The following is a 25,271-nucleotide window of genomic DNA, read 5'->3' on the forward strand; positions in this document are numbered from 1 at the left end:
ATATGTGCGGCATCATCGGAATTCTGGGGCAGAGCGACGTCGCGGACCGGCTGGTCGACGGCCTGAGGCGGCTCGAATATCGCGGTTATGATTCCGCGGGCGTCTGCACGGTACATGACGGCCGGCTCGATCGTCGTCGCGCCGAGGGCAAGCTCAACAATCTCGCGCGCGAACTTTCCGCAGCACCGCTGCCCGGCGTGATCGGCATCGCGCACACGCGGTGGGCCACGCACGGCGCCCCCACCACAAGCAACGCGCATCCGCACGCAACCGGCGAGGTTGCGCTGGTCCACAACGGCATCATCGAGAATTTCAAGCCGTTGCGCGAGGAACTGCAGGCGCGTGGCCGCAAGTTCGACAGCGAGACCGATACCGAGGTCGTGGCGCATCTGGTGAGCGAACTCGTCGAGGCGGGGCAATCGCCCAAGGACGCGGTGCAGGCGGTGCTTCCGCGCCTCCACGGCGCGTTCGCGCTGGCGATCCTGTTTCGCCAATATCCCGACATGCTCATCGGCGCGCGGCTCGGCTCGCCGCTGGTCGTGGGCTATGGCGACGACGAAACCTATCTGGGTTCGGATGCGCTCGCGCTCGCACCCCTGACGCAGAAGATCGCGTATCTGGAGGAGGGCGACTGGGTCGTCATCACGCGCGATGGCACGCAGATCTACGACAGGAGCAATAATCCGGTCACGCGTGCGGTCACGATCTCGGGCGTCACGGGCGCGCTGATCGACAAGGGCAACCACCGCCACTTCATGCAGAAGGAGATCTTCGAGCAGCCCGTGGTGGTCGCGCAGACGTTGCAAAGCTATCTCCGCCCGCTCGAGGAGCAGGTCGCGCTGCCGCAGATGGATTTCGACCTCGCCGACATCCGGCGCGTGACGATCGTTGCATGCGGCACGAGCTATTATGCGGGCATGGTCGCCAAATACTGGTTCGAACAGTTTGCGCGCATGCCCGTCGACCTCGATGTCGCATCCGAATTCCGCTACCGCGCGCCCGTGCTCGAGCCCAATGGGCTGGCGCTGTTCATCTCGCAATCGGGCGAGACCGCTGACACGCTCGCGGCTCTGCGTCATGCGCGCGCCGAGGGACAGAAGATCGCTGTGGTGGTCAACGTACCGACGAGCTCGATGGCGCGCGAGGCTGACCTTTTGCTCCCGACGCACGCCGGCCCCGAGATCGGTGTCGCTTCGACCAAGGCCTTTACGTGCCAGCTCGCGGTGCTGGCGGCGCTCGCAGCCAATCTCGCCCGCGCGCGCGGCAAGCTCACCGCGGAAGAGGAGCGCGAGATCGTCCGTCACCTCGCCGAGGCGCCGGCTGCGCTGAACGCGGCGCTGGCGCATGACGAGGATATCGAGGCGATGGCGCATCTGGTCGCACCGGCGCGCGACGTGCTCTATCTTGGCCGCGGACCCGATTATCCGATGGCGCTCGAGGGCGCGCTGAAACTCAAGGAAATCAGCTATATCCACGCCGAAGGGTATGCGGCGGGAGAGATGAAGCATGGTCCGATCGCACTGATCGACGAGAATGTGCCCGTAATCGTCCTCGCGCCTTCGGGGCCGCTGTTCGAGAAGACCGTCTCGAACATGCAGGAAGTGCAGGCGCGCGGCGGCAAGGTGATCCTGATCTCCGACGCCGAGGGGATTGCGCAGGCGGGTGAGGGGACGATCGCGACGATCGAGATGCCCAAGGTGCACCCGCTGATCGCGCCGCTGGTCTATGCGGTGCCCGTGCAGTTGCTCGCCTATCACGTCGCGGTCGCCAAGGGCACCGATGTCGATCAGCCGCGCAATCTGGCGAAATCCGTTACCGTCGAATGAGTTGGTGCGGCGCGTAGCGCCGCATCCGCGCGCACAAAAGCCAGAGGTGGTTCTGGCGCTCATGTTCCGCGTCTTCATCAACTATGTGTCACCGTAGCGGTTGTTTTTTCTAAACAGGCTTGTACGGTCCCATTTAGGCTTGCACGACTACTCTTGAGGACTCCGGTCTTCAGGATTGTTCGCTCGATGGAAAGAAGGAATTTTGGCATGCGAACAATGAAGCTCGCGTTCGCGACCGCAGCGCTGCTTGCCGCGCCCGCGCTCCTGGCCCAGACCGGCGACGACACCGGATTTCTCGAGTTCCCGATTGCGACCGACGTCAGCAATGCGGACGTCCCGGCCTTCGCGTGGCTGGTGCGCCAGGGCGAAAACAGCACGCTGATGTTCGCACGAACGCCGGATTTCAAGCCGGTGAAGCTCTTCGCCCAGGCGGATGTCGACGGACAGCCGATCACCAGCGTCTCCCTCTCGCCTGACGGCAGGTTCGTCGCCTTCCAGACCGGCGTTCCATTCGGCGGAAGCGGGGAAGGCTTCAACCCCGCAAGCTTGGTCGAGGCCCCGAAGCCGACGCTCTGGGTAATGGCCACTGACGCCGGCGCCAAACCCGTCAGGATCGGCGTCGGCTTCAGCCCGAGGTTCGCGCCCGACGGGAAGCGGATGCTTTACCGACAGGGACGCGACCTCTGGGCGGTGGACCTTGCAGACCCGTCGGCGAAGCCGGCGATGCTGGTGCCGGGCGGCGCCGCGTTCGGCCAGGGGGTGTGGGCCAAGGACGGCAAATCGATCATTTTCGCGCAGGACCGCGGCGGCTGGTCCTTTCTTGGCCGGTTTACGCTGGGCGAAGACCGGATTCACTGGCTGGTCACGGGCGCCGACCGGCTGAGTTCGCCTGTCCTTTCGCCCGACGGCGCCAGCGTTGCCTATCTGCGCTGGCCCGGCCGCCAGCACACGGTCACCTATGATCTGACCGAAAACCAGCCGTTCGCGGTCGAGACCGTCGATCTCGCCAGCGGACAGGTGCGGACGCTGTACGAGGCGACGGGCAAGTCGGGATCGCAACTGTCGGACGATCCCGAAGGGGATCTGCGCTGGGCCGACGACCGCAACATCGTTTTCCGGTCGGAACATGACGGCTGGGCGCGGCTCTATGCGGTGGCGCGGGGCGGCGGCACGCCGCGCGCGCTCACGCCCGCGAACTGCGAGGTCGCGGAAAGCGAGCTCGCCGGCGCCGACACGCTGTTCGTCGTCCACAATTGTCGCGATATCGACACGCGCCAGCTCTCCAGCATCACTGTGTCGTCGGGCCGGGAACGCGAGATCGCGAGCCGCGACGTCGTCATGGGGCTGGCCGGAGCGGTCGGCGACGGCCGCTACGTCGCGTTCACCGGCGGCAATGCCGAGGACGCGCCCCTGCTGCGCGTGCTGGACCTGAAGTCGGGGAAGCTGGCGCTGGCCGAAAAGCCGACCGACTACGGCTATGCGCACCACTTCAGCGCGCCGGCGCCGCAAGTGGTACGGATCAAGGCGAGCGACGGGGGAACCGTGCCGGCGCAGCTGTTCCTGCCGAGCAAGCCGGGGCCGCATCCGGCGTTGGTCTATGTTCATGGCGGCCCGCCGCGGCAGATGTTTCCGGCGTTCCACTTCGGAAGCTACTACGCCAGCGACTTCGCGGTGAACCGGCATCTCGCGGAACTCGGCTATGTTGTCGTCAGCATCAACTATCGCTCCGGAGTCGGCTATGGCCGTGCCTTCCGCGAGGCGCCCGAGCGCGCCTGGCGGGGCGCATCCGAATATAACGACGTCCTTGGCACGGGGCGCTGGCTGGCGCAGCGCGACGATGTTGACGCAAAGCGGATCGGGATCTGGGGCGGCTCCTATGGCGGGCTGCTGACCGCCCAGGCGCTTGCGCGAAATTCGGACGTGTTCGCGGCCGGGATCGCGGTGCACGGGGTATATGACTGGTCGTGGCCGTCGCCGACACCGGGGCACCAGAATCCGAGCAGGCTCTTCGGCGTCTCCGAGGCCGACAAGCCGCTGGCCTTCCGGTCGTCGCCGCTTGGCGCCATTGCAGGATGGACATCGCCGGTGCTGCTGGTGAGCGGCGATCGCGACATGAACGTGGACGTGCTCGAGACGGTCGATCTGCACCAGAAACTGCGCGCCAAGGGGGTGGACGTGCGCACCGTGATCATCCCGGGCGAGGCTCACGACATGATCCGCCACTCAAGCTGGCTGGAATTGTGGGGCGAGAGCCGCCGTTTTCTCCAGGAGAAGCTTGGGAAGTAACAGTATCCAGTTAGCTCGGCCGGGATGAGCCGTCGCGATTAATGGGAGGGGATATGAAGAAGTTGCTGCTGGCCACGGTCGCATCCTTGCTGATTTCGAACGCGGCGCCGACGCCTGCCGAATACGACATCGTGATCCGCGGCGGGCGGGTGCTCGACGGCGCCGGCAACCCCTGGGTGCAGGCCGATGTCGCGATCAAGGACGGTCGCATCGTCAAAGTCGGTCAGGTCGTCGAGGCCGGACGCAAGGAGGTGGACGCGCGCGGCCGCTATGTCTCCCCCGGCTTCATAGACATGCAGGACCAGTCCGGCCGCGGGATTCTGGATACCGGCGCCGAGAGCAAACTGCGCCAGGGCGTTACCAGCCTGATTGCCGGCGAAGGCGGAACCCCCGTGCCCGCTGACGAGATCGCCGGCTGGTTCGGCCAGATGGAAAAGAAGGGCATCCCGGTCAATTTCGGCACTTATTACGGCGCAGTCCAGGCACGCTCGAAAGTGATGGCTGACCGTGCGGGCACGCCCACGCCCGAACAGATCGAGGTGATGCGGCAGGAGGTCGCGACCGCGATGCGCGCGGGGGTATTCGGCATCAGCACCGCTCTCATCTATGCGCCCGCCACCTTTCAGTCCAAGGCCGATCTGATCGAACTCGCCAAGGTCGCGGGCCAGTGCGGCGGCTTTTATGTCACGCATATGCGCGATGAATCTGACAAGTTGCTGCCCGCGATCCAGGAAGCGATCGAGATTGGAGAGGGAGGCGGCACCAAGGTGGAGATCTACCACCTCAAGGCGGCCTACCAGCCCAAATGGGGCAAGCTCATGCCGCAGGCCGTCGCGGCAATCGAGGCCGCCCGCGCGCGCGGCGTGGACATCGCGGCGGATATGTATGTCTACACTGCGGGTGGCACAGGCCTGAACGTCACCGTGCCCAGCTGGGTGTGGGCGGACGGTCGCGACAAGGGACTGGAGCGGCTGCGCGATCCAGCAGTTCGAGCGCGCATCAAGAAGGAGGTCGCGGCCGGGTCGCAGCCCGACTGGTCCAACCTGGTCGCCGCATCCGGCGGATGGGACCATGTCATGCTGGCCGGCTCCTACAGCCCCGACTATGCGCAATATGAAGGCAAGAGCATCGCCTATATCGGCAAGCAGCTGAAGAAGGACCCGGCCGACGTTGCCTGGGACATCGTGCTTGCCGCCCAGCCGAAGCGGGCGGGCGCGCTCTACTTCATGATGAGCGAGAAGGATGTTGAGACCGCGCTCCGCCAGCCCTGGATCAGCATCGGCAGCGACGCCGGCGCTACCGACGAGATGAGCGCACCCAATGGCGGCGTGGGCCGGGCGCATCCGCGCTCCTATGGCAATTTCGTCCGCGTCATCGCCGAATATGTGAAGAAGCGGCATGTGCTCACGCTGGAGGACGCGGTGCGCAAGATGACCGGTTGGCCCGCGCAGCGCATGGGCCTGCGCGATCGTGGGCTGATCCGCGAAGGGATGCGCGCCGACGTGATCGTGTTCGACCTCGACAAGCTTCAGGACGTCGCCACCTATGAGCGGCCGGTCGCTACGCCCGTCGGTATCGACGACGTGATCGTCAACGGGGTCGCCGCCATCGAAGGCGGCAGGATGACGGGCGCTCGCTCAGGCCAGGTACTGCGACATCCCTGCAACCTGCCGGCGCCTCCGGGCTGAGCGGAGCGACTACACCAGGGCGATCCATCGCGAACCGGGAATGTATGGCGCGTCGCTGCGGCTCGCGGCTGCCGAATAATTGGCAAGCGGCTTTGGGTGCTGCCGCAATATTCCTAAAATGCCTTGTGAGCATGTGGCAATTCGCGTGTCGCAGTGCGCACAGGGAATCCGCTTGCCATGCGAAATCTGTCTGAACTGAAACGGCCCCGCGGCGCGATGATCATCGCCGCGATTTCCGCCGTCAGCTTCGTCGGCATGGCGGGGGTATGGAGCGCCGGTATCTCGATGAACCGATTTGCGCGCGACAGTCAGTCACGCCTTATCGAGAATCTGATCACGCGCAGCGTTCACAGGAATATCGAGCAACTGCGCCTGTCGAGCTCCAGAAAGGAGCTTCCCGAAAAAATCCGAAATATCGAGACGCCGGACGCGCTCGAATGGCTCGACCGCGAAATTGGCGCGGTGCACGCGGATGACTTCGACCAGCAATCTGTCGGCATCATGGGGCCCGGCGGCGCGATGTACGCCTTTGCGCCCCTTGAGCACGGTTCGCTCGAGAAGCTGAACGCGCTGGAACGACACACGGAGCTGGTCGTCGCGAATCTTCGCAACACCAGCGCACATCCCCTCGTCGAGCGAGACACGGGGTATCCGGAAATCGAAGCCAAATACGAAGATCCAACCAACCGCCGGGCGGCGCGGTGGGACGTTCATGTCATGGAGATCGATCGGGCGCCCGCTATCGTGGGGGCGGCGCGCATCGGAAACGCCGATGCCGCAAATCTTCTGGTGAGCGTCACACCGATCAGTGCCGACCGGATTGAAATGATCGGGCGGACATTGATGCTCGGCGATCTCAAGGGCATCAAGGCCGGGTCCCCCACACCCGATGGCTATGCCGAGTTCGTCATCCGGGCCGATGACGGGAAACCGATCAGCAAGCTCGTCTGGCAGCCGCAGACACCGGGAAACGCATTGCTCTACGGCATCCTGCCGGCGATGTTCGCGATGGTCGTTATCTTCATCCTGCTGTTCGCAATCGCGGTCCGGCGGCTGCATGTCCTGAACGAACAGGCGGTCAGCAACAGTCGCCGCGCGCTCTACCTCGCGAATTTCGATCCGCTGTCCGGACTCTCGAACCGACGCAATCTGGGCGAGTATCTCGACAAGCTCGTCGGGCGACGCCGCTGCCAGATCGCGTTCGTCGATCTCGACGATTTCAAGCTGATCAACGACACCATGGGACATTCCGCCGGAGACGAGATCGTCCAGAAAATCGCTGGCCGCCTGACCGCGACCTTCGCGGGTGACGACTATCTTGTCGCCCGGTTGGGCGGTGACGAGTTTGCGATCGTGGACAGTTCGGTAGAGCGCGATCCCCACCACCTGGGCGGGCAGATCATGCAGCTGGTGTCCGAAAAGCTGCAGGTCGAAAAGACCGCTTTGACGATCAGCCTTTCGGCTGGAATCGCGCAGTCACCCGAGTTCGGCGCAACGGTGTCGGAGTTGATGCGCAACGCCGATATCGCGCTCTATGCCGCGAAGGCCGAAGGCAAGGGCGCCTATGCCATCTACTCGCACGAGCTGGGCCGCCTGGTCGAGCAGCGCCGCGAACGCGAGGATCTGCTGGCCCGCGCGATCGACGACTATGCATTCGAGCTCCACTATCAGCCGATCGTTTGCCTCGCGACCGACCTGCCGACGAGCATCGAGGCGCTGGTCCGGCTCAAGGGGCACCACAATCTCACCCCCGATATCTTCATTCCCATAGTCGAGAATATGGGCCTCATGCCCAGGCTCGGGGAATGGATCATCAAGACCGCGTTCGAAGATTCGCTGAAATGGCCGGGCGTGCATACGTCGATCAATCTGTCGCCGTTGCAGATCCAGAACGCCGATCTGCTGGCGATAGTCGATCAGCACAAGGCGGAGTTCGACATCGATCCCGCGACGATCATCTTCGAGATCACCGAGGGCGTCCTGCTCGACAAGACGCAGCATGTCCGCAGCGTGCTCGACGGGCTCAAGGCGCGCGGATACAAGATCGCGCTGGACGATTTCGGGACGGGCTATTCGTCGCTGAGCTATCTCGGCGACATGAACATCGATCGCCTGAAGCTCGATCAGAGCTTCGTGCGCGGCGGCCGGATACGCGAGGCGCGAAACGCGACGCTCGTGAAGGCGGTCATCGACATCGGCCGCAACCTCGGTATCGAGGTGGTGGCCGAAGGCGTCGAGGATCTTGCCGAGGTCGAGGCGCTGCGCCTGTGGGGCTGCAGCCATGTGCAGGGCTATCTGCTTTCCAAGGCGGTGCCGCCCAATGCCGCGGTAAAGCGCCTGCGCGATCTGATGGACAAGGCGCGCAGTTCCGAACTGCCGCGCGACCGGACCCGCAAGCTTACCGTCATCTGACGCCAGTGGTGTCCTGGCCTGTTCCGGAGTGGGATCCTGTGCGCGCGCCGTACGGTCGGGCCGGCGATCGTCTACAATAGCATTGTGAACAATGCGATGCTCAAAGATCTGAATCCCGAGGCGGACCAGGAATCGGCTGTCAGGCAGATTCTCGTATTCCTGAGGCGTCATGGTCTCGACATCCGCCCCGAGCACTATGAACTTGGCTATCGCCTGATCGTTGATCGCGATCCGCTCATCATCGCCGCAGCCCAGCGCGCGATCGAGGCGGGACGCCCGGTTGCGACGACCGACATGAAGGCTTCGCTGCGGCAGGCGGGCGCGGGGGAGCAGCGCGCGCGCGAATTGACGGTCGAGGTCGATCGCAACGCGGCCTCGCTTCAGGACATCCTCAGTCGAAGCCAGTCCGCGGCGCGCGACTATAGCGACGCCCTGCAGGGAAGCGTGCAGGACCTGGCTGCGGCTGCGCGCGGAGAGTCGATTTCAAGTCTGGTCGACATCGCGGGCCGGATGCTGGCGCGCGCGACCCAGGCGGAAGCTGAGCTGGCCGAAGCCCGCACGGAGGTCGACGGGCTTCGCGAGCACCTGGCCGAGGCGCGCAATGTCGCGCGTCAGGACCCGCTGACCCAGCTGCCAAATCGCCGGGCGTTCGAGGAAAAATGCTTCGCCGAGCTCAGCATTGGCAACAACCTCACGATCGCCATCTGCGACATCGATCGATTCAAATATATCAACGACACGCATGGTCATAACATCGGTGACCGCGTGCTGCAGTTCGTTGCGGGCTGCCTGGAAAAGACGTGCGAGGAGCATTTTGTTGCGCGCCTGGGCGGCGAGGAGTTCGTGGTCCTGATGTCGGCCACCAACATGATGACCGCGCACCGGATCATCGATGCCGCGCGCAGGGACGTCAACGCGCACGACCTCAAGATCCGCGAAAGCGGGGTCTATATTGGCGCAATTTCCTTCTCGGCGGGGCTGGCGATCGGCGGGAAGGGCGAGCCCCCCGCCGACATATTGAAGCGCGCCGACGAAAACCTGTATCAGGCCAAGAATTCGGGACGCAACAAGGTCGTATTCTGAAAGGCCCCGCGGAGGACGCGCCCGATTGCGCTATTCGGACGACGCCGTCCAGATCGCGGCAGATTCGGCATAGGCTTCGAGTTCGCGCCAATGACGATCCCAGCCCGGTCCGCGCTGGCTTTTGGGGATCTCCATTTCCACCCAGTTGCGTGCCCTGGTGACCGGATTGAGCGGCGGGGACTGAAGACGAAGCAGGACATCGCGTATCTCGGCAGGCGGCCCCGCATGGATCGCGGCGTCGTTCGCCACCGGCGGTATCGGGGCTTCATCGGAGGCTGCGCGTTCAGGCATGCATGATCGCCATAGGCGCGCATGCCTTGTTGCTCAAATTTATTGTTCTCACCTTTGTCAGGTGATTATGACCGCCCGGAATGAAGGGCGGTCATGCCAAAGGGATTTGTTCTGGATGCACATGAACCATGATGCCTCGGCGCCGGCCGCCGATCCGATCGGCTTCGATCAGTTTCTCGCGGTCGACATCCGCATCGGCACGATCGTCGAGGCCGAGCCCTATCCCGAGGCGCGCAAGCCGTCGGTGAAGCTCGTCATCGATTTCGGTGCCGTGATCGGGCGCAGGAAATCATCGGCTCAGATAGTCGCCAACTACCCGCTCGACGCGCTGGTGGGACGCCAGGTGGCGGCAGTGGTCAATTTTCCGCCGCGCCAGATCGGCAGGTTCATGTCGGAGGTGCTGACCCTGGGCTTTCCCGACGCCGAGGGAGAGGTGGTGCTCTTCGCCCCCGACAAGCGCGTGCCCGATGGCGGACGGCTCTTCTAGGGCGCATAATCCCGACAACTGATCGCAGCCGCTTGCGGGCCTTGGAAATCGCCTTAATGCTGCGCGCAAACAGATGTGGAGAGCGGGGGATTATGGCGAGTGTCGCGGCAGGGCCGGTACAGGGGCCGAGCAAGAAGGATATCCGGCTGGTCATCGCCGCGTCCTCGCTCGGCACGGTCTTCGAATGGTACGATTTCTTCATCTACGGCACGCTGGCCGCGATCATCGGCCGCACCTTCTTTCCTTCGGGCAATCCGACGATCGAATTGATCCTCTCGCTCTTCGGTTTCGCGATCGGCTTCGGTTTTCGTCCGCTCGGCGCCGTGTTGTTCGGCTATCTCGGCGACAAGCTTGGCCGCAAATATACCTTCCTCGTCACGATCACCTTGATGGGCCTCGCGACCGCGGCGATCGGCTTCGTCCCCTCGGCGGCGACAATAGGCATGGCGGCGCCGATCATCATCCTGCTGCTGCGCGTGCTGCAGGGACTTGCGCTCGGCGGCGAATATGGCGGCGCGGCGATCTATGTGGCCGAGCATGCGCCCGACGGAAAGCGCGGCTTCTACACCAGCTTCATCCAGGCGAGCGTTGCGGGCGGCTTCATTCTCTCGCTCGCGGTGGTGCTCACCACCCAGGCGATTATCGGCAAGGAAGCGTGGAACGAATGGGGCTGGCGCATCCCCTTCATCTTCTCGCTGTTCCTGCTCGCGGTCTCGCTGTGGATGCGATTGAAGCTCTCCGAAAGCCCGGTCTTCAAGGCGATGAAGGAAGCCGGCGAGATCGCGAAGAACCCGCTCAAGGAGACTTTCACCTATCCGGGCAATGGCAAGCGCCTGTTCGTCGCGCTGTTCGGGGTCGCTGCCGGGCTGACCGTGATCTGGTACACCGCGATGTTCCAGGTGCTCTATTTCCTCCAGAACGCATTGAAGGTCGAGGAATCGATCGCGCAGCTGCTCGTCGGGATCGGCGCGGCGTCGGGGCTCGTCTGGTTCGTGCTGTTCGGCTGGCTGTCCGACAAGGTCGGGCGCAGGAAGCCGATCATCATCGGCTATGCGCTGACCTTGCTGCTGCTCTTTCCGATCTTCAAGATGATCGGCGGCGCGGCCAATCCCGAGCTTGCAAGTGCTGCGGCCCGCGCGCCCGTCGTGGTTGCGGGACCCGATTGCGGCTATGATCCCTTTGCCAAGGTGCAGGCCGGCGCGTGCGGCAAGCTGCTCGACTATTTCTCCAAAAAGGGCGTGAGCTACACCAAGGTCGAAGCGCCCGAGGTGGCGGTCACCATCGGCGGCGAGGCCGTCGCCGACCTCGCGCCCGCCGCGCTCGATGCGCGACTGGCACAAGCGGGTTACGATCTGGGCAAGGTAAAGCCCACGGGCGGTTCGATCTTCATGATCCTCCTTGGCGTCCTCGCGCTCTCTGCGCTTTCAGGCATGACCTACGGCCCCGTCGCGGCGCTGCTGTCCGAACTCTTCCCGCCGCGCATCCGCTACAGCTCGATGTCGATCCCCTATCATATCGGCACGGGCTATTTCGGCGGCTTCCTGCCCGTCATCAGCCAGTACATCATCGCGCGCACCGGCGATCCCTATTCGGGGCTCTGGTACACGATCGCGGTGGTCGCGCTCGCGCTGGTCGTGTCGCTGTTCTGGTTGCCCGAAACCGCCGATAGCAAGCTCGACGCCGCCGGCTGAGGTCGCTAGGTCGCCACGGGTGAGCATCTGCGATTCCCCCTTGCGCCTGCGCCTCGACACGTCCGCACTCGTCGATAACTGGCAATGGCTCAATGCGCGCAGCGGCGCGGCCGCGTGCGGCGCTGCGATCAAGGCCAATGGCTATGGCCTCGGCGCGGCCGAGGTGATGCGGCGCCTGAGCGCGGCCGGGTGCCGCGACTTCTTCGTTGCGACCTGGGCGGAGGCCAATGCGGTTGCATCACGCGCCGAAGACGTTGCGCTATCGGTGCTCCACGGCGTCCGCGCCGAGGATATGGCGGCGGCGCGCGCAGGGCGTGCCCGGCCTGTGCTCAACACGCCCGAACAGGTGCGTCGCTGGAAAGAAGCCGGCGGCGGGCCGTGTGACGTGATGGTCGATACCGGCATGAACCGGCTGGGTGTCGCCCCGGCGGATATCGCCGCGGGCCTGCTCGACGGCCTGATGATCGAAACGCTGATGAGCCACCTCGCCTGTGCCGACGAGGACGTGACGATGAATGCTGCGCAGCAAGTGGACTTTGCGGCGTTGAAAGGACGCACGCGCGCGCGCCGCATGAGCCTTGCAAACAGTGCGGGCATTTGTCTCGGCGCCGATTATGCCTTTGACCTGACGCGCCCCGGGATCGCGCTCTACGGTGGTGTACCCCGCGATGAAGCCGCCGGACGGCTCCGCCAGGTCGCGACGCCGGAGGCGCAGATATTGCAGCGGCGGCGGGTCGGGGCGGGGGACAGGGTGGGCTATAACGCCGCCTTCGCCGCCGAACGCGACATGGAGCTGGCCATCCTCAATATCGGCTATGCCGACGGCTATCTGCGCGGCTTTTCGGGCAAGGGTCACGCCATGGCGGGCGCGGCCCGGCTCCCGGTGCTCGGGCGCGTTTCCATGGACCTGCTCATCGTTTGCGTCGATGCCGCGCCCGATCTGGGCGAGGGGGACTGGGTCTCGATCGGCTATGCTCTTCCCGAAGCCGCCGAAGTTTCAGGACTGTCGCAGTATGAGCTGCTGACCGGCTTGGGCCAGCGGTTGCAGCGCATCTGGAACTAGCGCTCAGTCGCGCATGCCCCACGGATCGAAATCGGCCGCCCGGATCCAGCGCGTGCTGATCCATTTCTCGCCGCGTTCCACGGGCAATCCCGCATGGCGGCTCGCCTCATCGACCTGTCCGGACGCCTGCGTGTTGCCAAAGACGATTGCGTCGCCGACCTTGCCCTGAAAGGCGACTCCGGCCGCCGGGAACTCGGTTGCGCCACCCGCATAACCGCCGTTGAGATAGACGATCGCTGTAATGACGCGCTGGTTGCGTTCACCGGGAAGGCAGTCGTGGTGTAGCCGGTATTGCTGGCCGGGAGCGTAGCGCAGCACGGTCAGGGGTTCGCCCTGTTCGACACGGGTGCCGGTGGCGGCGGCGATGCGCCGGTTGAGCGCCTCGACGACGAGATCCTGCTGGATGGGCCCGAGCACCGCGCCCTCCGACGTCCGGATCGGGTGCGGCATCGCTCTTCCCGTCACTGAATCGACCACGATGGATGGCGTCAGGAGCGGGCGCGACAGCGCCGCGACATGCGCACATTCGGCCGCGCTGAAAAGACCGCGCACCACGCCGATCCGTGGCTGCCAGGACAGCGCCTCGATCCTTGCCGGCACGGCGGGCGTACCCATGGGCGTCAGCTGCATTGCGCCGAGCAATCGCATCTGCGCTGCGGCGAGCGGGTCGTTCAGCGCGGCCTTGTCGAGCAGCCGCAACGCCTCCGCCCAGTCGGGCGGGACGCCGCCTGCGCCAAGGGCGACGAATACCGCATGGGTGAGCGCGCCCGCCGCATGGCCAGCCTCTCCCGCCCGTCCGAACAGCGCGCGTGCCGCGCCGAAATCGCGACGCAGCGGATCTCCGTAGACGTGCCACAGCGCGAGTTGATGAAGCGCGTCGGGATCGCCGCTCTGCGCGGCGGCCGCCACAAGCCGGACGGCGTCGTCAACCGCACCCGCCGCAAGCAGCTGTGCGCCGCGATCCACCGCTGAAAGGGAATTGCTCACGCGTCCGCCCTATCGAAATGCGCGGCCAAAAAAAAGGCCGGGAACACGTCCCGGCCTTCGAGTTGGTTTTTGTAACGGATCAGAACGTCGCTTTGGCACCAGCGTAGAAGAAGCGACCACGGACATCGTAAATGCCGCCTCCCTCAGTGATACCCGTCAGGCCAAGTGGCGGCTTGCGGTTGGTGATGTTATCGACGCCGAAGTAGAACTCGAACTTCTCATTAGCCTCGATGCCGACCCGGGCGTCGTGATAGAGCACCGACGGGTAGTACGTGCGATCAGCATAGTCGGCGTCCTGCGGTGCGCGACCCTGCTTCGAGAAGAAGTCCTCATACTGGTTGAGGACCATCTTGCTGATGTAGCGCATCTGATAGCCGAGCTTGAACGGTCCGGTCTCCAGGTTGACGTCAAAATTGAACGCATCCTGCGGATCGCCCAGCTCCTTGTTGAGCTGGTTCGCAAAGGTCGGATCTGCGGGATTCAGGAATTCGTCATTCTGAATCATGTGCGTATAGACCAAGCGCAGCCCAAGCTTGCCGAGCCCCTCGATATCCCGATTATAGGCGCCTTCGACGTCGATGCCCCTAACCTTGAGCGCTGCGTAGTTCAGCGGAATCTGATCCAGCGTTCCGTCAAGGATCTGGCCAGGATCTTCATCGTTGGGCCCCTGACTGTTGGTCAGATTCCGTTCGAACAGCTGGCAGAACTGATTGTTTAGGTCCGGCGCATCGTAGCACGCATTGACGATCTGCTGGGCCGTCGGGGCCGTGATCACGTCATCGACCTTGATGTTGAAATAGTCGACTGACAGCGACAGTCCTGGCACGAAGCTCGGCGTGAATACCGCACCAAACGTCCAAGAGTCGGACTTCTCTTCGTTCAGATCGGCATTGCTGCCACTCACGGTTTCGAGCGAGTAGGCCGGCAGATCGAAAGTGGCGAGAAGACCTCCGAGCGCCGTCGCGCAGTTGGCCGCGCGCGTTGCCGTGCCGGCCCCGATATTGGCCGGACGGCAAGGGTCCTGGAAGTTCGGCGCGAAGTTCTGCGAGAGCGGGAACGATGTCTCGCTCAGGTTTGGAGCGCGGACCGCCCGTGAATAGTTCGCACGGAAACGGACGTCCTTGACCGGACTCCAGTCGACGCCGGCATTATAGGAATACACGGTACCCGTGGCGCCGTTATAGTCCGCGATGCGACCGGCCGCCGTCACGGTCAGCTCTTCGAAGAAAGTCGTGTCGGAGAGAATCGGCAACCGGATTTCGCCAAACGCTTCCTTCACCTCGAAGGCATCGGGGTCAAAGGTCGGCAGCGCATTGTAGAACGTGAAGCCATTTTCGACGAGCGGATCGGCCTGATAGAACACCTTCTCCTTGCGATACTCAGCCCCGAGAGCGAAGTTCATCGCACCACCCGGAAGCTCGAACCACTCGCTGCTGTCGCCGGTCAGATAGGCATTCGCAACGAACTGCTGGAGCTTGGCGTGGGAGATAGTGTCCTGCACGATATAGGCGCGAGACGCGGAGACGTCCCCACGGCCGAAGGGATTGAGCGGAACGCATGCAGCGATATCGGCGGCAAGGCTGTCCGCGCCGGCGCCGACGAAGTCGATCCGTGCCGCAGGATCGAATTTCGCACGGCAGGTGACCTGGCCCGTGGCTGGATCGACACCCGCATCCATCGCCAGCAGGAAGCGCTGGATATTGATGTTGCCTTTAACCTTGGTGTCTTCCTTGAACTCGCCATAGTTGAGCGAGGCCTCGTAGTGCCAATCGTCGTTGAAGTCGCCACGGAGGCCGCCGACAATCCGATAGGTCTGGCGATCGGATTCCTCGTCGCGCACACCCAGGTCGGTGAAGTTCTTCCGATACGAGACGCGGAAAGAACCGTTGTTGATCGCCGTGATATTAGCAGCTGTCAGCGCGGTTGGCGTGGCAAGGTTGGGATTGACCCCCGATGCAAGGATCTGCTGCGTCAGCGTGGTCCGCATCTGTGATGTCAGGAAGGGGTTGTCGAGGCGAATACGCTCGCGGTTGGCGTCGATCGAACTTCCCTGAACAAACGCGGGACCGCTTGATCGTCCGAAGGACTGCGTCTTGACGTACTTCGCTTCGATAAACGGCTCCAGCGCGTCGGATATCGAATAATGGGCGAGGAGATTGATATTGTACCGATCATAGTTCGGGTAGAGCGTGATCAGGTTCTCTTCGCGGTTGCTGAAGCCGTTGCCACCGATGAATACGCCGTTCGGGCCGAAACCGACGCGCGTGCCGGTCTGCGGCGTCAGCGTGAGGCCGTCATTGGTGACGAGGAAGTTGCAGTTATAGGCTTGCTGCGCCGATCCGGCGTTGGGGCCCAGGCCGCAGGTCGGATTCGCCACGCCCTGCACGGGACCACGCTGCACGATTGAGAACAGGCCGGCGCTCGAGATGGTCGCTCCGCGAATGTCTTTGAAGAAAATGCGGTCGGGATTGCCGTCGCTACCAGAAGGATCCGAATCGACCTGAACAAAGGCGCTGTTCGTTCGCACATTTGAACGTGAGCTGCCGTACAGAAGATTCTGATGTGCATACTCGCCAGCGAGCACCACATTGCCGCGGTCGTCATCGAAATTGGTGCCGATCATCGCCGCAGCTATGTACGAGCCCGCATCTTCATATGTGCTGATGCCACCCTGACCGCGAACCTGGATACCCTCAAAATCATCCTTGAGGACGAAGTTGACGACGCCGGCGATTGCGTCCGAACCATAGACGGCGGAACTGCCGCCCGTTACGATTTCCACGCGCTCAATCAAGTCGGACGGTATCTGGTTGACGTCAACCGAAACCGCGTTTGCAAGAATGTCGGAACCGACATGCCGGCGCCCGTTAACGACGACGAGCGTGCGCTGGGTGCCAAGACCGCGAAGGTCAAGCAGGTTAAGACCAACGGTGCCGAGGAAACGGCCCGCGTTCGATTGACTGAAAGTGTTGCGCAGTTGCGGCAGCTCGTTCAGCACGTCGCCGATCGAGGTCGAGCCGGTCTGGAAAAACTCTTCGCCACCTACGGTGGTGATCGGCACGGTCGATTCGATATTGGCGCTGCGGATGCGCGAGCCCGTGACGACGATGGCGTCGGCGGGCGCTTCTTCCGTCTCGGCGGCCTGATCGGCTGCAGCCGTCTGGTCCTGTGCGAAGGCGGGTTGGGCCAGTGCGATGGCCAGGCCAAACGCAGCGGTGCTGGCAAACAAGTGCCGTGATTTCATGTCGTGTATCTCCCAGATAGGCGACCAGCTGAGGGTCGCTTACGGCGAGATGGACCACGAACGCGCCCTTCAGGGCAATATTCATAACGGGTTCAGGTAACTTTCATCGATCGATGATGCATTTTTGCAACATTAATGAAATGGAGTGTTGCGCATATTTGGTACGTGCGCCTGCACATATGATGCATGTTGTAAACATGTTCGGCCAAATTGTTTCGAAGCGGTTTGACTGTGCGTAATATAATTGCAAATCGGGAAAAGCCGCCTTGAGCGGGCTCGCCCATGCCGCCAGCAACAAGCCAGCAACAAGCCAGTAACAAGCCGGCAGCGGGCGCTGCGGCAGGCGCGGCGTTCGCGCCTTTCGACGCGAATCAATGGCTTGTCGAAATATCCTGCGCGGTCAGCGCTCGACGCACATCGCGATGCCCATGCCGCCGCCTATGCACAGCGTGGCGAGCCCCTTTTTGACGTCGCGGCGCTGCATTTCGTAGAGCAACGTGGTGAGCACGCGCGCGCCAGAGGCGCCGATGGGATGGCCGATGGCGATCGCGCCGCCGTTCACGTTGACCTTGTCGGGGTCGAAGCCGAGTTCGCGGCCGACGCACAGCGCCTGTGCTGCAAAAGCCTCATTCGCCTCGATCAGATCGAGATCGGCGACGCTCCAGCCCGCCTTTTCGAGCGCGCGGCGCGTGGCGGGGACGGGGCCGATGCCCATGATCGACGGATCGACGCCCGCCGAGGCCCAGCTGGCAATGCGCGCAAGCACCGGCGCGCCGCGGCGCGCGGCCTCGTCGGCGGACATCACGACGAGCGCGGCGGCGCCGTCATTGAGGCCGCTGGCATTGGCGGCGGTGACCGTGCCGTCCTTCTTGAAGGCGGGGCGGACGCCCGAGATGCTGTCCAGCGTGACGCCCGTGCGGATATATTCGTCCTGATCGACGATCGTGTCGCCCTTGCGGCCCTTGATGGTGACGGGCGCAATCTCGTTGACGAAGTGGCCGGCGGCGCGGGCGGCCTCCGCAAGATTCTGCGAGCGGACCGCGAAGCCGTCCTGATCGTCGCGCGTGACCTGATATTGCTCGGCGAGGTTCTCCGCGGTGATGCCCATGTGATAGCCGTTGAAGACGTCGGTAAGCCCGTCCTTGATCATCGTGTCGACCAGCTCGAGCGCACCCATTTTGGTGCCGCCGCGCAGCATCTGCGCGTGCGGGCTGAGCGACATGCTTTCCTGTCCGCCCGCGACGATGATGGTGGCGTCCCCGGTGGCGATCGCCTGCGAGGCAAGCGCGACAGCGCGGAGGCCCGATCCGCAGACCTGGTTGACGCCCCAGGCGGGCACCTCCCTCGGAATGCCCGCCGCCATCGATGCCTGGCGCGCGGGGTTCTGGCCCTGAGCGGCGGTGAGCACTTGCCCCAGAATGACCTCCGACACCTCTTCGCCCGCAACGCCTGCCTGTGCGAGCGCGGCCTCGATTGCGACGCGGCCCAGCTCATGCGCGGGCGTCGATCCGAAGGCGCCGAGGAAGCTGCCGACGGGAGTGCGCTTGGCGGCGGTGATGACGATGTCGGACATGGGGGGAAGACTCCGGAGCTAGGGATCGGTGCGCGGACTTTCTACCACTCGTGCTGCAATTGCGAAAGCCAGTGGGCGAGCGGTCGCCAGAGCGTTTCTTGTGCGCTGCGGCCGACGATCATGCCGACATGCCCCGCGCCCAGCTCGATACGGTCGGCAAGCCCAGTGGCGGTCGCGGCGGGGACAATCTTGTCCTTGAGCGAGACGACATCCAGCACGGGGCAGGCGATCTGCTCGGGAAGGATTTGCCGTCCGCCAACGGACCATGCGCCCTGGCCGGGGGTGTCGCTGCCGAAGAAATCCTCGAACGCCTGTCGCCCCGCGCCGAATGTGAGTGGCGCGCCGCCATTGGCCCAGTCCTCGAGCGCGACGAAGCTGCGCGCAGCATCGCTCGCGGGATCGAGCGCGGCGAAGGCTTCGTATTTGGCGATGGTGCGCGCGGGATCGAGCCTCCAGAATGCGGTCTGCAACACCTCCATCGGCAGATAGCCGATCGCCTCGCAACTCGCCTTGGCAGTTGTCCAGAGTGCAAGCATGTCGGCTCGCGCGGTCCCGGGAAATCCGTTGAAGTTCCACGGTGCTGCGATCAGCGCCAGCCCGGCGACGGGGCGGAGTGCGGCAGCGGCGAGCGCCATCGTGCCGCCCAGGCAATAGCCTGCGAGTGCCGGCCGTTCGCCGAGTGCGTCGATCATGGGTAGGAGAAAGCGTTCGACATGATCCCCGATGTCGAGATCGCGTTCGTCGTCGAGTGGTGCCCCCCAGTCGAGCAGCAGCGGGCGGATGTCCCGGTCGCGCATCCAGCGCAGCATCGAATTGTCCTCGGCGAGATCGAGGATGAAGGGCGGGTTGATGAGCGAGGGTATGAAGATCACCGGGCGGCCGTCTCCGCCATAGTCGCGCAGGTGCGCGCGACCCACGGTGGTCACGGCGGGCATCGGCGCGGGGCGCGTGCCGCGCGGCGCGTCCTGATAGGCCCGCAATCCCGCCAGCGCAGCGGCCATCCGCTCGGGCGATGCTGCAGTTTCGCTGTGCAGCAAATCGAGAAAGAGGGGCAGCGGTCGGGGGCCGTGTTGCGGTGCGGCATCAAATGGTGCAGTGTTTGTCATATTTTGCTGCGGGGTGTTCTCGATCATGAAGAAATCTTCGTCAGGCGACGGTACGGTTATCATCAAGAAATATGCGAACCGGCGTCTCTATAATACCGATACATCAAGCTACATCACGCTCGACCACCTCGCCCAGATGACGCGCGAGGGGCGCGAGTTCAAGGTGCTCGACGCCAAGACCGAGGAAGACATCACGCACAATGTGCTGACCCAGATCATCATGGAAGAGGAATCGCGCGGCCAGACAATGCTGCCCGTCAACTTCCTGCGCCAGCTGATCTCGATGTATGGCGATTCGATGCAGGCGGTGGTGCCGGGCTATCTGGAAGCCTCGATGGAGAGCTTTCGCCGCAACCAGGAGCAGTTCCGCAGCGCGGTCGAAGGCGCTTTCTCGCACGGGCCTTTCGCGGAGATGGCGAAGCGCAACATGGCGATGTTCGAAGCGGCCGCCAGCGCGTTCAAGCCCGGCGCCGTGCCCGCATCCAGGCCGGCCGAGACCGAAAGCAAGGACGACGAGATCGAGACGCTCAAGAAGCAGCTCGCCAGCCTTCAGGACAAGATCGACAAGCTGAGCAAATAAACGCGCGTCAGCGCGCACACACCGGCGCAGATCGCCGGTGTGTGCGCCTGGCTTCGCACTTTTCTCACAAATCGCAATGTCTGTTAGCCCTTCATTCGAGCGGTGTGCAAAAGCTGCGCGCGGAACATATCAGAAACAAACCTGCAGGACAGCGGAGCCCGCCAGCGCGGGGAACATCATCGCGCCCTGAGCAACGGCGGAGTTATCCGACTCCGCTATTGCTAGTCATTCGCATTCCTTATAGGGGCGACTTCGGTCCGTCCTTACAGGGGAATCCAATCGTGCGTCGCGTTGCTCTTCGTTCGTCCTTGCTCGCCTGCGTGGCGCTTTCAGGCCAGTCGGCATTTGCCGAGACGACCGATGATGCTGCCGACGCCACTGCAGGTACCATCGTGGTGACCGCGGCGCGCACCGCGCTTCCCGCCAATGCGCTGCCGCTGACGATCGATGTCATAGACCAGGAGACGCTTGCGCAGCAGGTCTCGATCAGCGGATCAGTGGTCGACGCTGTTTCGAACCTCACGCCCTCCTTCTCGCCGACCCGGCAGAAGCTCTCGGGCGCGGGCGAAACGCTGCGCGGCCGCTCGCCGCTCTATGCGATCAACGGCATTCCGCAGTCGACGCCGATGCGCGACGGCAGCCGCGACGGTTTCACCATCGATCCCTTCTTCGTGGACCGCGTCGAGCTGATCTATGGTTCCAACGCGCTGCAGGGGATCGGTGGAACGGGCGGAATCGTCAATCAGGTGACGGTAGGCGCGCCGACGGTCGAGGGCGTCAGCGGCCGCGCGCTGATCCAGGGCACGGCCGACGACGGTTTCCACGGCGACGGCTTCGGCGGCAAGCTCGCGGGACTGGTCCAGTACAAGGCGGGCCGTTTCGACGCGACGATCGGCGCGGCCTATGAAACGCGCGGCGCCTATTATGACGGCGACGGCCACCGCATCGGCATCAACAGCACGCAGGGCGAAACGCTCGATTCCGAAGCGCTCTCGCTGTTCGGCCGCTTCGGCTATGCAGTCGGGGATACCGCGCGGCTCGATCTGATCGCCAGCCATTTCGAGCTGAAGGGCGATGGCGATTACCTCGCCATTGCGGGCAATCGCGTGACCGGCATCCCCACCAGTGCGGTGCGCGGCGACCAACCGGGCGTGCCGGCGCGGAGCCGTACCGATAGCGTAGCGCTTTCGCTGACCGATCCCGATCTTGGCGGCGGCAATCTTGTCACCCAGATCTTCTACAACCGTACCCGCGACACCTTTGGCGGTGAGGTCGTGCCGATCGCCACCTTCCAGGATCCGACGATCGCGCCCGTCGGAACGCTGTTCGATCAGTCGCAGAACCGTTCGCGCAAGATCGGCGGCAAGTTCAGCTATGAGCGCGCGGTTCCGGGCTTCGAGGCGCTGACCGCCACGATCGGCTTCGACGCGCTGTTCGACAAGACCGAGCAGCGACTGATCGCGACCGACCGCGTCTGGGTGCCGCCCAGCGATTTCCGCAGCCTCGCGCCTTTCGGCCAGCTCAACCTCGCGCTGTTCGACGAGAAGCTCCGCCTTGCCGGCGGTGCGCGCTGGGAAAACGTCCAGATCAAGATTGACGATTATCACACGCTCGCTTCCACCACCTATCGGCCGCCCAATCAGGCGACCTTCGGCGGCGTGGCGGTTTCGGGCGGCAGTCCCAAGTTCGACGACGTGCTGTTCAACGGCGGCGTGATCCTCGAGCCCTGGGCGGGCATCCGCGCCTATGCCAGCTATGCCGAGGGCTTCACCGTGCCCGACATCGGCCGCATCACGCGTGCGGTGAGCCGCCCCGGGGTCGATATCGACGACTTCCTCGACATCAGCCCGATCATCTCGAACAATCGCGAGATCGGGCTTGAAGTGAAGCGCGGTCCGCTCGATGCGAGCGCCAGCTATTTCTGGTCGGCGAGCGACAAGGGGCAACTGCTGATCGCGAACCCCGGCGGCATTTTCGACGTGCAGCGCCAGCGCGTCGAGATCGAGGGTCTCGAACTCAACCTTGGCGTGCAGACGCCGCTGCCGGGGCTGCGCGTGTCGGCGGGCTATGCGCATTTCAAGGGTCGCTATGACAGCGATTCTGCCAATCCCGACGGCATCGTCGACACCGATCTCGACGGCACCAACATTTCGCCTGATCGCCTCAACCTCGCGGCGAATTTCGCGAGCGGCCCGCTTTCGGCGCGCGTCCAGACGCAGTTCTTCCTCTCGCGCACCTTCCATGGAAAGGCGAACCCCGATCCGCGCAACAATTTCGGCGGCTATACGCTGACCGATGCCAATATCCGCTACGACATGGGGATCGGCGCGCTGAGCTTCAGCGTTCAGAACCTCTTCGACAAGCAGTATATCGACTATAACAGCGATACCCGGCTTCCCACCGACAATTTCAGCTATTTCGCGGGGCGTGGCCGGACTTTCACGCTGGGCTGGGATTATCGTTTCTGATGATGCGCGTGCTGGACCTGATCCATCGCTGGACCGGCGGCCTGATCGGCCTGCTGCTGGCGGTGCTCGGGTTGAGCGGCGCGATGCTCATCCACAAGGATGCGTTCCTGCGCGCAGCGGTTCCGCATGCGGCCGAAGCCTATCGCGGCGACGCGGCGGCGATCGGCGGCGCGGCGGCACGGCTGTTCGATGCCGAGGGTGGCCCCCGCTCGATCGTGCTCGCGACCGACGGCCGGGGGATACACCAGCTCAACTTCGGCAAGGGGGCGGGTGGCTATGCCGATCAGGCGGGCGATATCATCACGCGCTGGGATACGAGCTGGGAGCGGCCCGAGATCTGGCTGTTCGACCTGCATCATCACCTGCTGACCGGCGACACCGGCGAGACGATCGCGGGCATTGCCGGATTGATCGGCATCGGTTTCGTCATCACCGGCATCATATTGTGGTGGCGCACCCGCAAGACATTCGAGTTCCGCGTCTGGCCGAAGCGCATGTCGCGGCCCGCGATCGTTCGCCATCACCGCGATCTGGGTGTCGTCATCGCGCCGCTGCTCTTTCTGTCGATGCTGACGGGCACGATGCTCGTGCTGAAGCCAGTGCGCAACTTCCTGCTCAGCCCGTTTTCCACGCCCGCCGAGATGCAGGCTGCGCTCGCTCCGCCCAAGGTCGCGGGTGGCGCGCTGGCGCTCAAGGGGCAGGACTGGGTGCGGCTGGTCGCGGCCGCCAAGGCGCGCTTCCCCGATGCCGAGCCGCGCGTGATCGCGGTGCCCGACGAGCCGGGCGAACTTATCGCAATGCGCCTGCGCCGCGCCGATGAATGGTTGCCGCAAGGGCGCACCTATGTCTGGTTCGATCCCGCCGACGGGCACGTCGTCGGGACGCGCGACGCGCTGACGCTGCCGCTGGGCTCGCGCATCTTCAATATTGCTTATCCCGTGCACGCGGCAAAGGTGGGTGGATTGCTCTACCGGCTCGTGATGACGGTTTCGGGGCTGACGCTGGCGATGCTCGGCAGCCTTGCGGTCTTCACCTTCTGGTCGTCACGCGGCCAGCAGCGGCGCGCGCGTCGCGCTCCGGCGCCTGCCCGCGCACGCGGTTGACAAGCCGCACCCGCGCTTTAGCTCCGTTTGCACATTTGTTCGAGCGGAGGGACTTCATGCGCGTTTTGGGTGGAATGACGGCAATGGCGTTCGCGCTCGCGCCGGCCATGGCAGCGGCGCAGGCGGCGCCCGCGAACGAGACCTGGGTTCATGCCGGCCGGCTGCTCGACCGCCCCGGAAAGGCGCCGCGCGGCGCTTCGACCATCGTCATTCGCGATGGCAGGATCGCCGAGATCCGCGACGGGCACGCACCGGCGCCCGCAGGCGCGAAGCTGATCGACCTGAGCGGCCGTTACGTCCTGCCCGGGCTGATCGACAGCCATGTCCATCTCGATTCGGATGCGGGCGGGGTTCAGGCGCTGGTCGAGAATATCGAGTCCGAACCCGCGGTCGTCGCGTACCGGACCGCGGTCAATGCGCGCAAGACGCTCGACGCGGGCTTCACCACCGTCCGCAACCTGGGCGACTGGACGGGGGCCACGCTGGCGCTGCGCGACGCGGTTGCGGCGGGCACGATGCCCGGGCCCCGGATCGTCGATGCGGGGCGGTCGATCTCGACCACGAGCGGCCATATGGATGCGACGCTGGGCGTCGCCGAGGACCTGCACGCAGGGATCGCCGAGGACAATCTGTGCGATGGCGTCGAAAGCTGCCGCCGTGCGATCCGTCTGCAGGTGCGGCGCGGCGTCGATGTCATCAAGATCGCCACCACTGGCGGCGTCAACAGCCGCATCGGCGCTGGGCTCAACCGCCAGATCTTCGACGACGAGGTCAAGGCGCTGGTCGATACAGCACACCTCTACAAGAAGAAGGTCGCGGTCCATGCGCATGGCGCGGACGGAATCAACGCCGCGCTCGCTGCTGGGGCGGATTCGATCGAGCACGGCACGCTGCTCGATGACGAGACGCTCAAGCTCTTCAGGCAATCGGGCGCCTGGTATGTGCCCACGCTCTCCACGGTGAACGGCTATCTGGAGCGGCTTGCCGCCGATCCCGATGCCTATCCGCCCGCGGTGCTCGAAAAGGTCAAATGGCGCATCGGCATCACCGGAAAGGCGCTCGAAAGGGCGGTGCCCGCGGGCGTCAGGATCGCGTTCGGCACCGATGCCGGGGTCTCCAGGCACGGCCGCAATGCCGACGAGTTCGCTCTGATGGTGAAGCACGGGATGACCGCCGCGCAAGCGATCGAGGCCGCGACGGTCAATGCCGCGACGCTGCTGGGCGTCGACAAGGATGTCGGCACGCTGGAGCCGGGCAAGGCGGCGGACCTGATCGCGGTCGAGGGCGATCCGCTGGCCGACGTCTCGGTACTGACGCGCGTCGCCTTCGTGATGAAGGACGGGCGCGTCCACAAGTCCGCCGAATAGCGGGAGCAGCGGAACC

Annotated in this window: 17 protein-coding genes; 12 read left to right on the forward strand and 5 right to left on the reverse strand. The window is 64.3% G+C overall.

The window, feature by feature from the left end; genetic code table 11:
- Nucleotides 1–2: 2 nt before the first annotated feature.
- The 5 genes from glmS to MKI88_RS05080 all read left to right on the forward strand — a co-directional run bounded on the left by glmS (nt 3) and on the right by MKI88_RS05080 (nt 9,295).
- A complete protein-coding gene (gene glmS / locus MKI88_RS05060) occupies nt 3–1,826 on the forward strand; it encodes a glutamine--fructose-6-phosphate transaminase (isomerizing) (RefSeq protein ID WP_241629869.1) in 1,824 nt (607 codons plus the stop codon).
- 207 nt (nt 1,827–2,033) lie between these two features.
- Nucleotides 2,034–4,112: a prolyl oligopeptidase family serine peptidase gene (locus MKI88_RS05065; RefSeq protein ID WP_241629870.1), complete on the forward strand. Its 2,079-nt coding sequence runs from the start codon at nt 2,034–2,036 to the stop codon at nt 4,110–4,112.
- Nucleotides 4,113–4,165: 53 nt separating this feature from the next.
- Entirely contained in the window at nt 4,166–5,800 is a 1,635-nt protein-coding gene (locus tag MKI88_RS05070) for an amidohydrolase family protein (RefSeq protein WP_241629871.1), read from the forward strand.
- Between the two features lie 177 nt (nt 5,801–5,977).
- Nucleotides 5,978–8,212, forward strand: coding sequence for a bifunctional diguanylate cyclase/phosphodiesterase (locus MKI88_RS05075; protein ID WP_241629872.1), 2,235 nt, complete (start codon nt 5,978–5,980; stop codon nt 8,210–8,212).
- A 96-nt stretch (nt 8,213–8,308) separates the two neighbouring features.
- Nucleotides 8,309–9,295: a GGDEF domain-containing protein gene (locus tag MKI88_RS05080; RefSeq protein ID WP_241629873.1), complete on the forward strand. Its 987-nt coding sequence runs from the start codon at nt 8,309–8,311 to the stop codon at nt 9,293–9,295.
- Between the two features lie 30 nt (nt 9,296–9,325).
- On the opposite strand, the gene MKI88_RS05085 is transcribed toward MKI88_RS05080, so the two are convergent.
- Nucleotides 9,326–9,586: a hypothetical protein gene (locus MKI88_RS05085; RefSeq protein WP_241629874.1), complete on the reverse strand. Its 261-nt coding sequence runs from the start codon at nt 9,584–9,586 to the stop codon at nt 9,326–9,328.
- A gap of 115 nt (nt 9,587–9,701) precedes the next feature.
- Here MKI88_RS05085 and MKI88_RS05090 point away from each other — a divergent pair, with 115 nt between their 5' ends.
- The 3 genes from MKI88_RS05090 to alr all read left to right on the forward strand — a co-directional run bounded on the left by MKI88_RS05090 (nt 9,702) and on the right by alr (nt 12,827).
- Nucleotides 9,702–10,073, forward strand: coding sequence for a tRNA-binding protein (locus MKI88_RS05090; RefSeq protein ID WP_241629875.1), 372 nt, complete (start codon nt 9,702–9,704; stop codon nt 10,071–10,073).
- A 92-nt stretch (nt 10,074–10,165) separates the two neighbouring features.
- Entirely contained in the window at nt 10,166–11,764 is a 1,599-nt protein-coding gene (locus MKI88_RS05095; RefSeq protein WP_241629876.1) for an MFS transporter, read from the forward strand.
- Between the two features lie 19 nt (nt 11,765–11,783).
- A complete protein-coding gene (gene alr, locus MKI88_RS05100) occupies nt 11,784–12,827 on the forward strand; it encodes an alanine racemase (RefSeq protein WP_241629877.1) in 1,044 nt (347 codons plus the stop codon).
- 3 nt (nt 12,828–12,830) lie between these two features.
- On the opposite strand, the gene MKI88_RS05105 is transcribed toward alr, so the two are convergent.
- The 4 genes from MKI88_RS05105 to MKI88_RS05120 form a co-directional block, all read right to left on the reverse strand.
- Complete coding sequence (locus MKI88_RS05105) at nt 12,831–13,814, reverse strand: 2OG-Fe(II) oxygenase (protein ID WP_241629878.1); 984 nt, start codon at nt 13,812–13,814, stop codon at nt 12,831–12,833.
- A gap of 79 nt (nt 13,815–13,893) precedes the next feature.
- A complete protein-coding gene (locus MKI88_RS05110; protein WP_241629879.1) occupies nt 13,894–17,058 on the reverse strand; it encodes a TonB-dependent receptor domain-containing protein in 3,165 nt (1,054 codons plus the stop codon).
- A 400-nt stretch (nt 17,059–17,458) separates the two neighbouring features.
- Entirely contained in the window at nt 17,459–18,631 is a 1,173-nt protein-coding gene (locus MKI88_RS05115; RefSeq protein ID WP_241629880.1) for an acetyl-CoA C-acetyltransferase, read from the reverse strand.
- A gap of 41 nt (nt 18,632–18,672) precedes the next feature.
- Nucleotides 18,673–19,737 (reverse strand): alpha/beta fold hydrolase, encoded by a 1,065-nt coding sequence (locus tag MKI88_RS05120; protein WP_241629881.1) that lies wholly within the window; start codon nt 19,735–19,737, stop codon nt 18,673–18,675.
- Nucleotides 19,738–19,762: 25 nt separating this feature from the next.
- Here MKI88_RS05120 and phaR point away from each other — a divergent pair, with 25 nt between their 5' ends.
- The 4 genes from phaR to MKI88_RS05140 all read left to right on the forward strand — a co-directional run bounded on the left by phaR (nt 19,763) and on the right by MKI88_RS05140 (nt 25,255).
- On the forward strand, nt 19,763–20,317 hold the full coding sequence (phaR, locus tag MKI88_RS05125) for a polyhydroxyalkanoate synthesis repressor PhaR (RefSeq protein ID WP_241629882.1): 555 nt from the start codon (nt 19,763–19,765) through the stop codon (nt 20,315–20,317).
- Nucleotides 20,318–20,595: 278 nt separating this feature from the next.
- Complete coding sequence (locus tag MKI88_RS05130) at nt 20,596–22,785, forward strand: TonB-dependent receptor (RefSeq protein ID WP_407073304.1); 2,190 nt, start codon at nt 20,596–20,598, stop codon at nt 22,783–22,785.
- A complete protein-coding gene (locus MKI88_RS05135) occupies nt 22,785–23,888 on the forward strand; it encodes a PepSY-associated TM helix domain-containing protein (protein WP_348636236.1) in 1,104 nt (367 codons plus the stop codon). The genes MKI88_RS05130 and MKI88_RS05135 overlap by 1 nt, the downstream gene beginning before the upstream one ends.
- A 56-nt stretch (nt 23,889–23,944) precedes the next feature.
- Nucleotides 23,945–25,255: an amidohydrolase family protein gene (locus tag MKI88_RS05140; protein ID WP_241629884.1), complete on the forward strand. Its 1,311-nt coding sequence runs from the start codon at nt 23,945–23,947 to the stop codon at nt 25,253–25,255.
- The last annotated feature ends 16 nt before the right edge of the window (nt 25,256–25,271 follow it).

The sequence above is a fragment of the Sphingomonas sp. LaA6.9 genome (assembly GCF_022601895.1).
Taxonomy (GTDB): domain Bacteria; phylum Pseudomonadota; class Alphaproteobacteria; order Sphingomonadales; family Sphingomonadaceae; genus Sphingobium_A.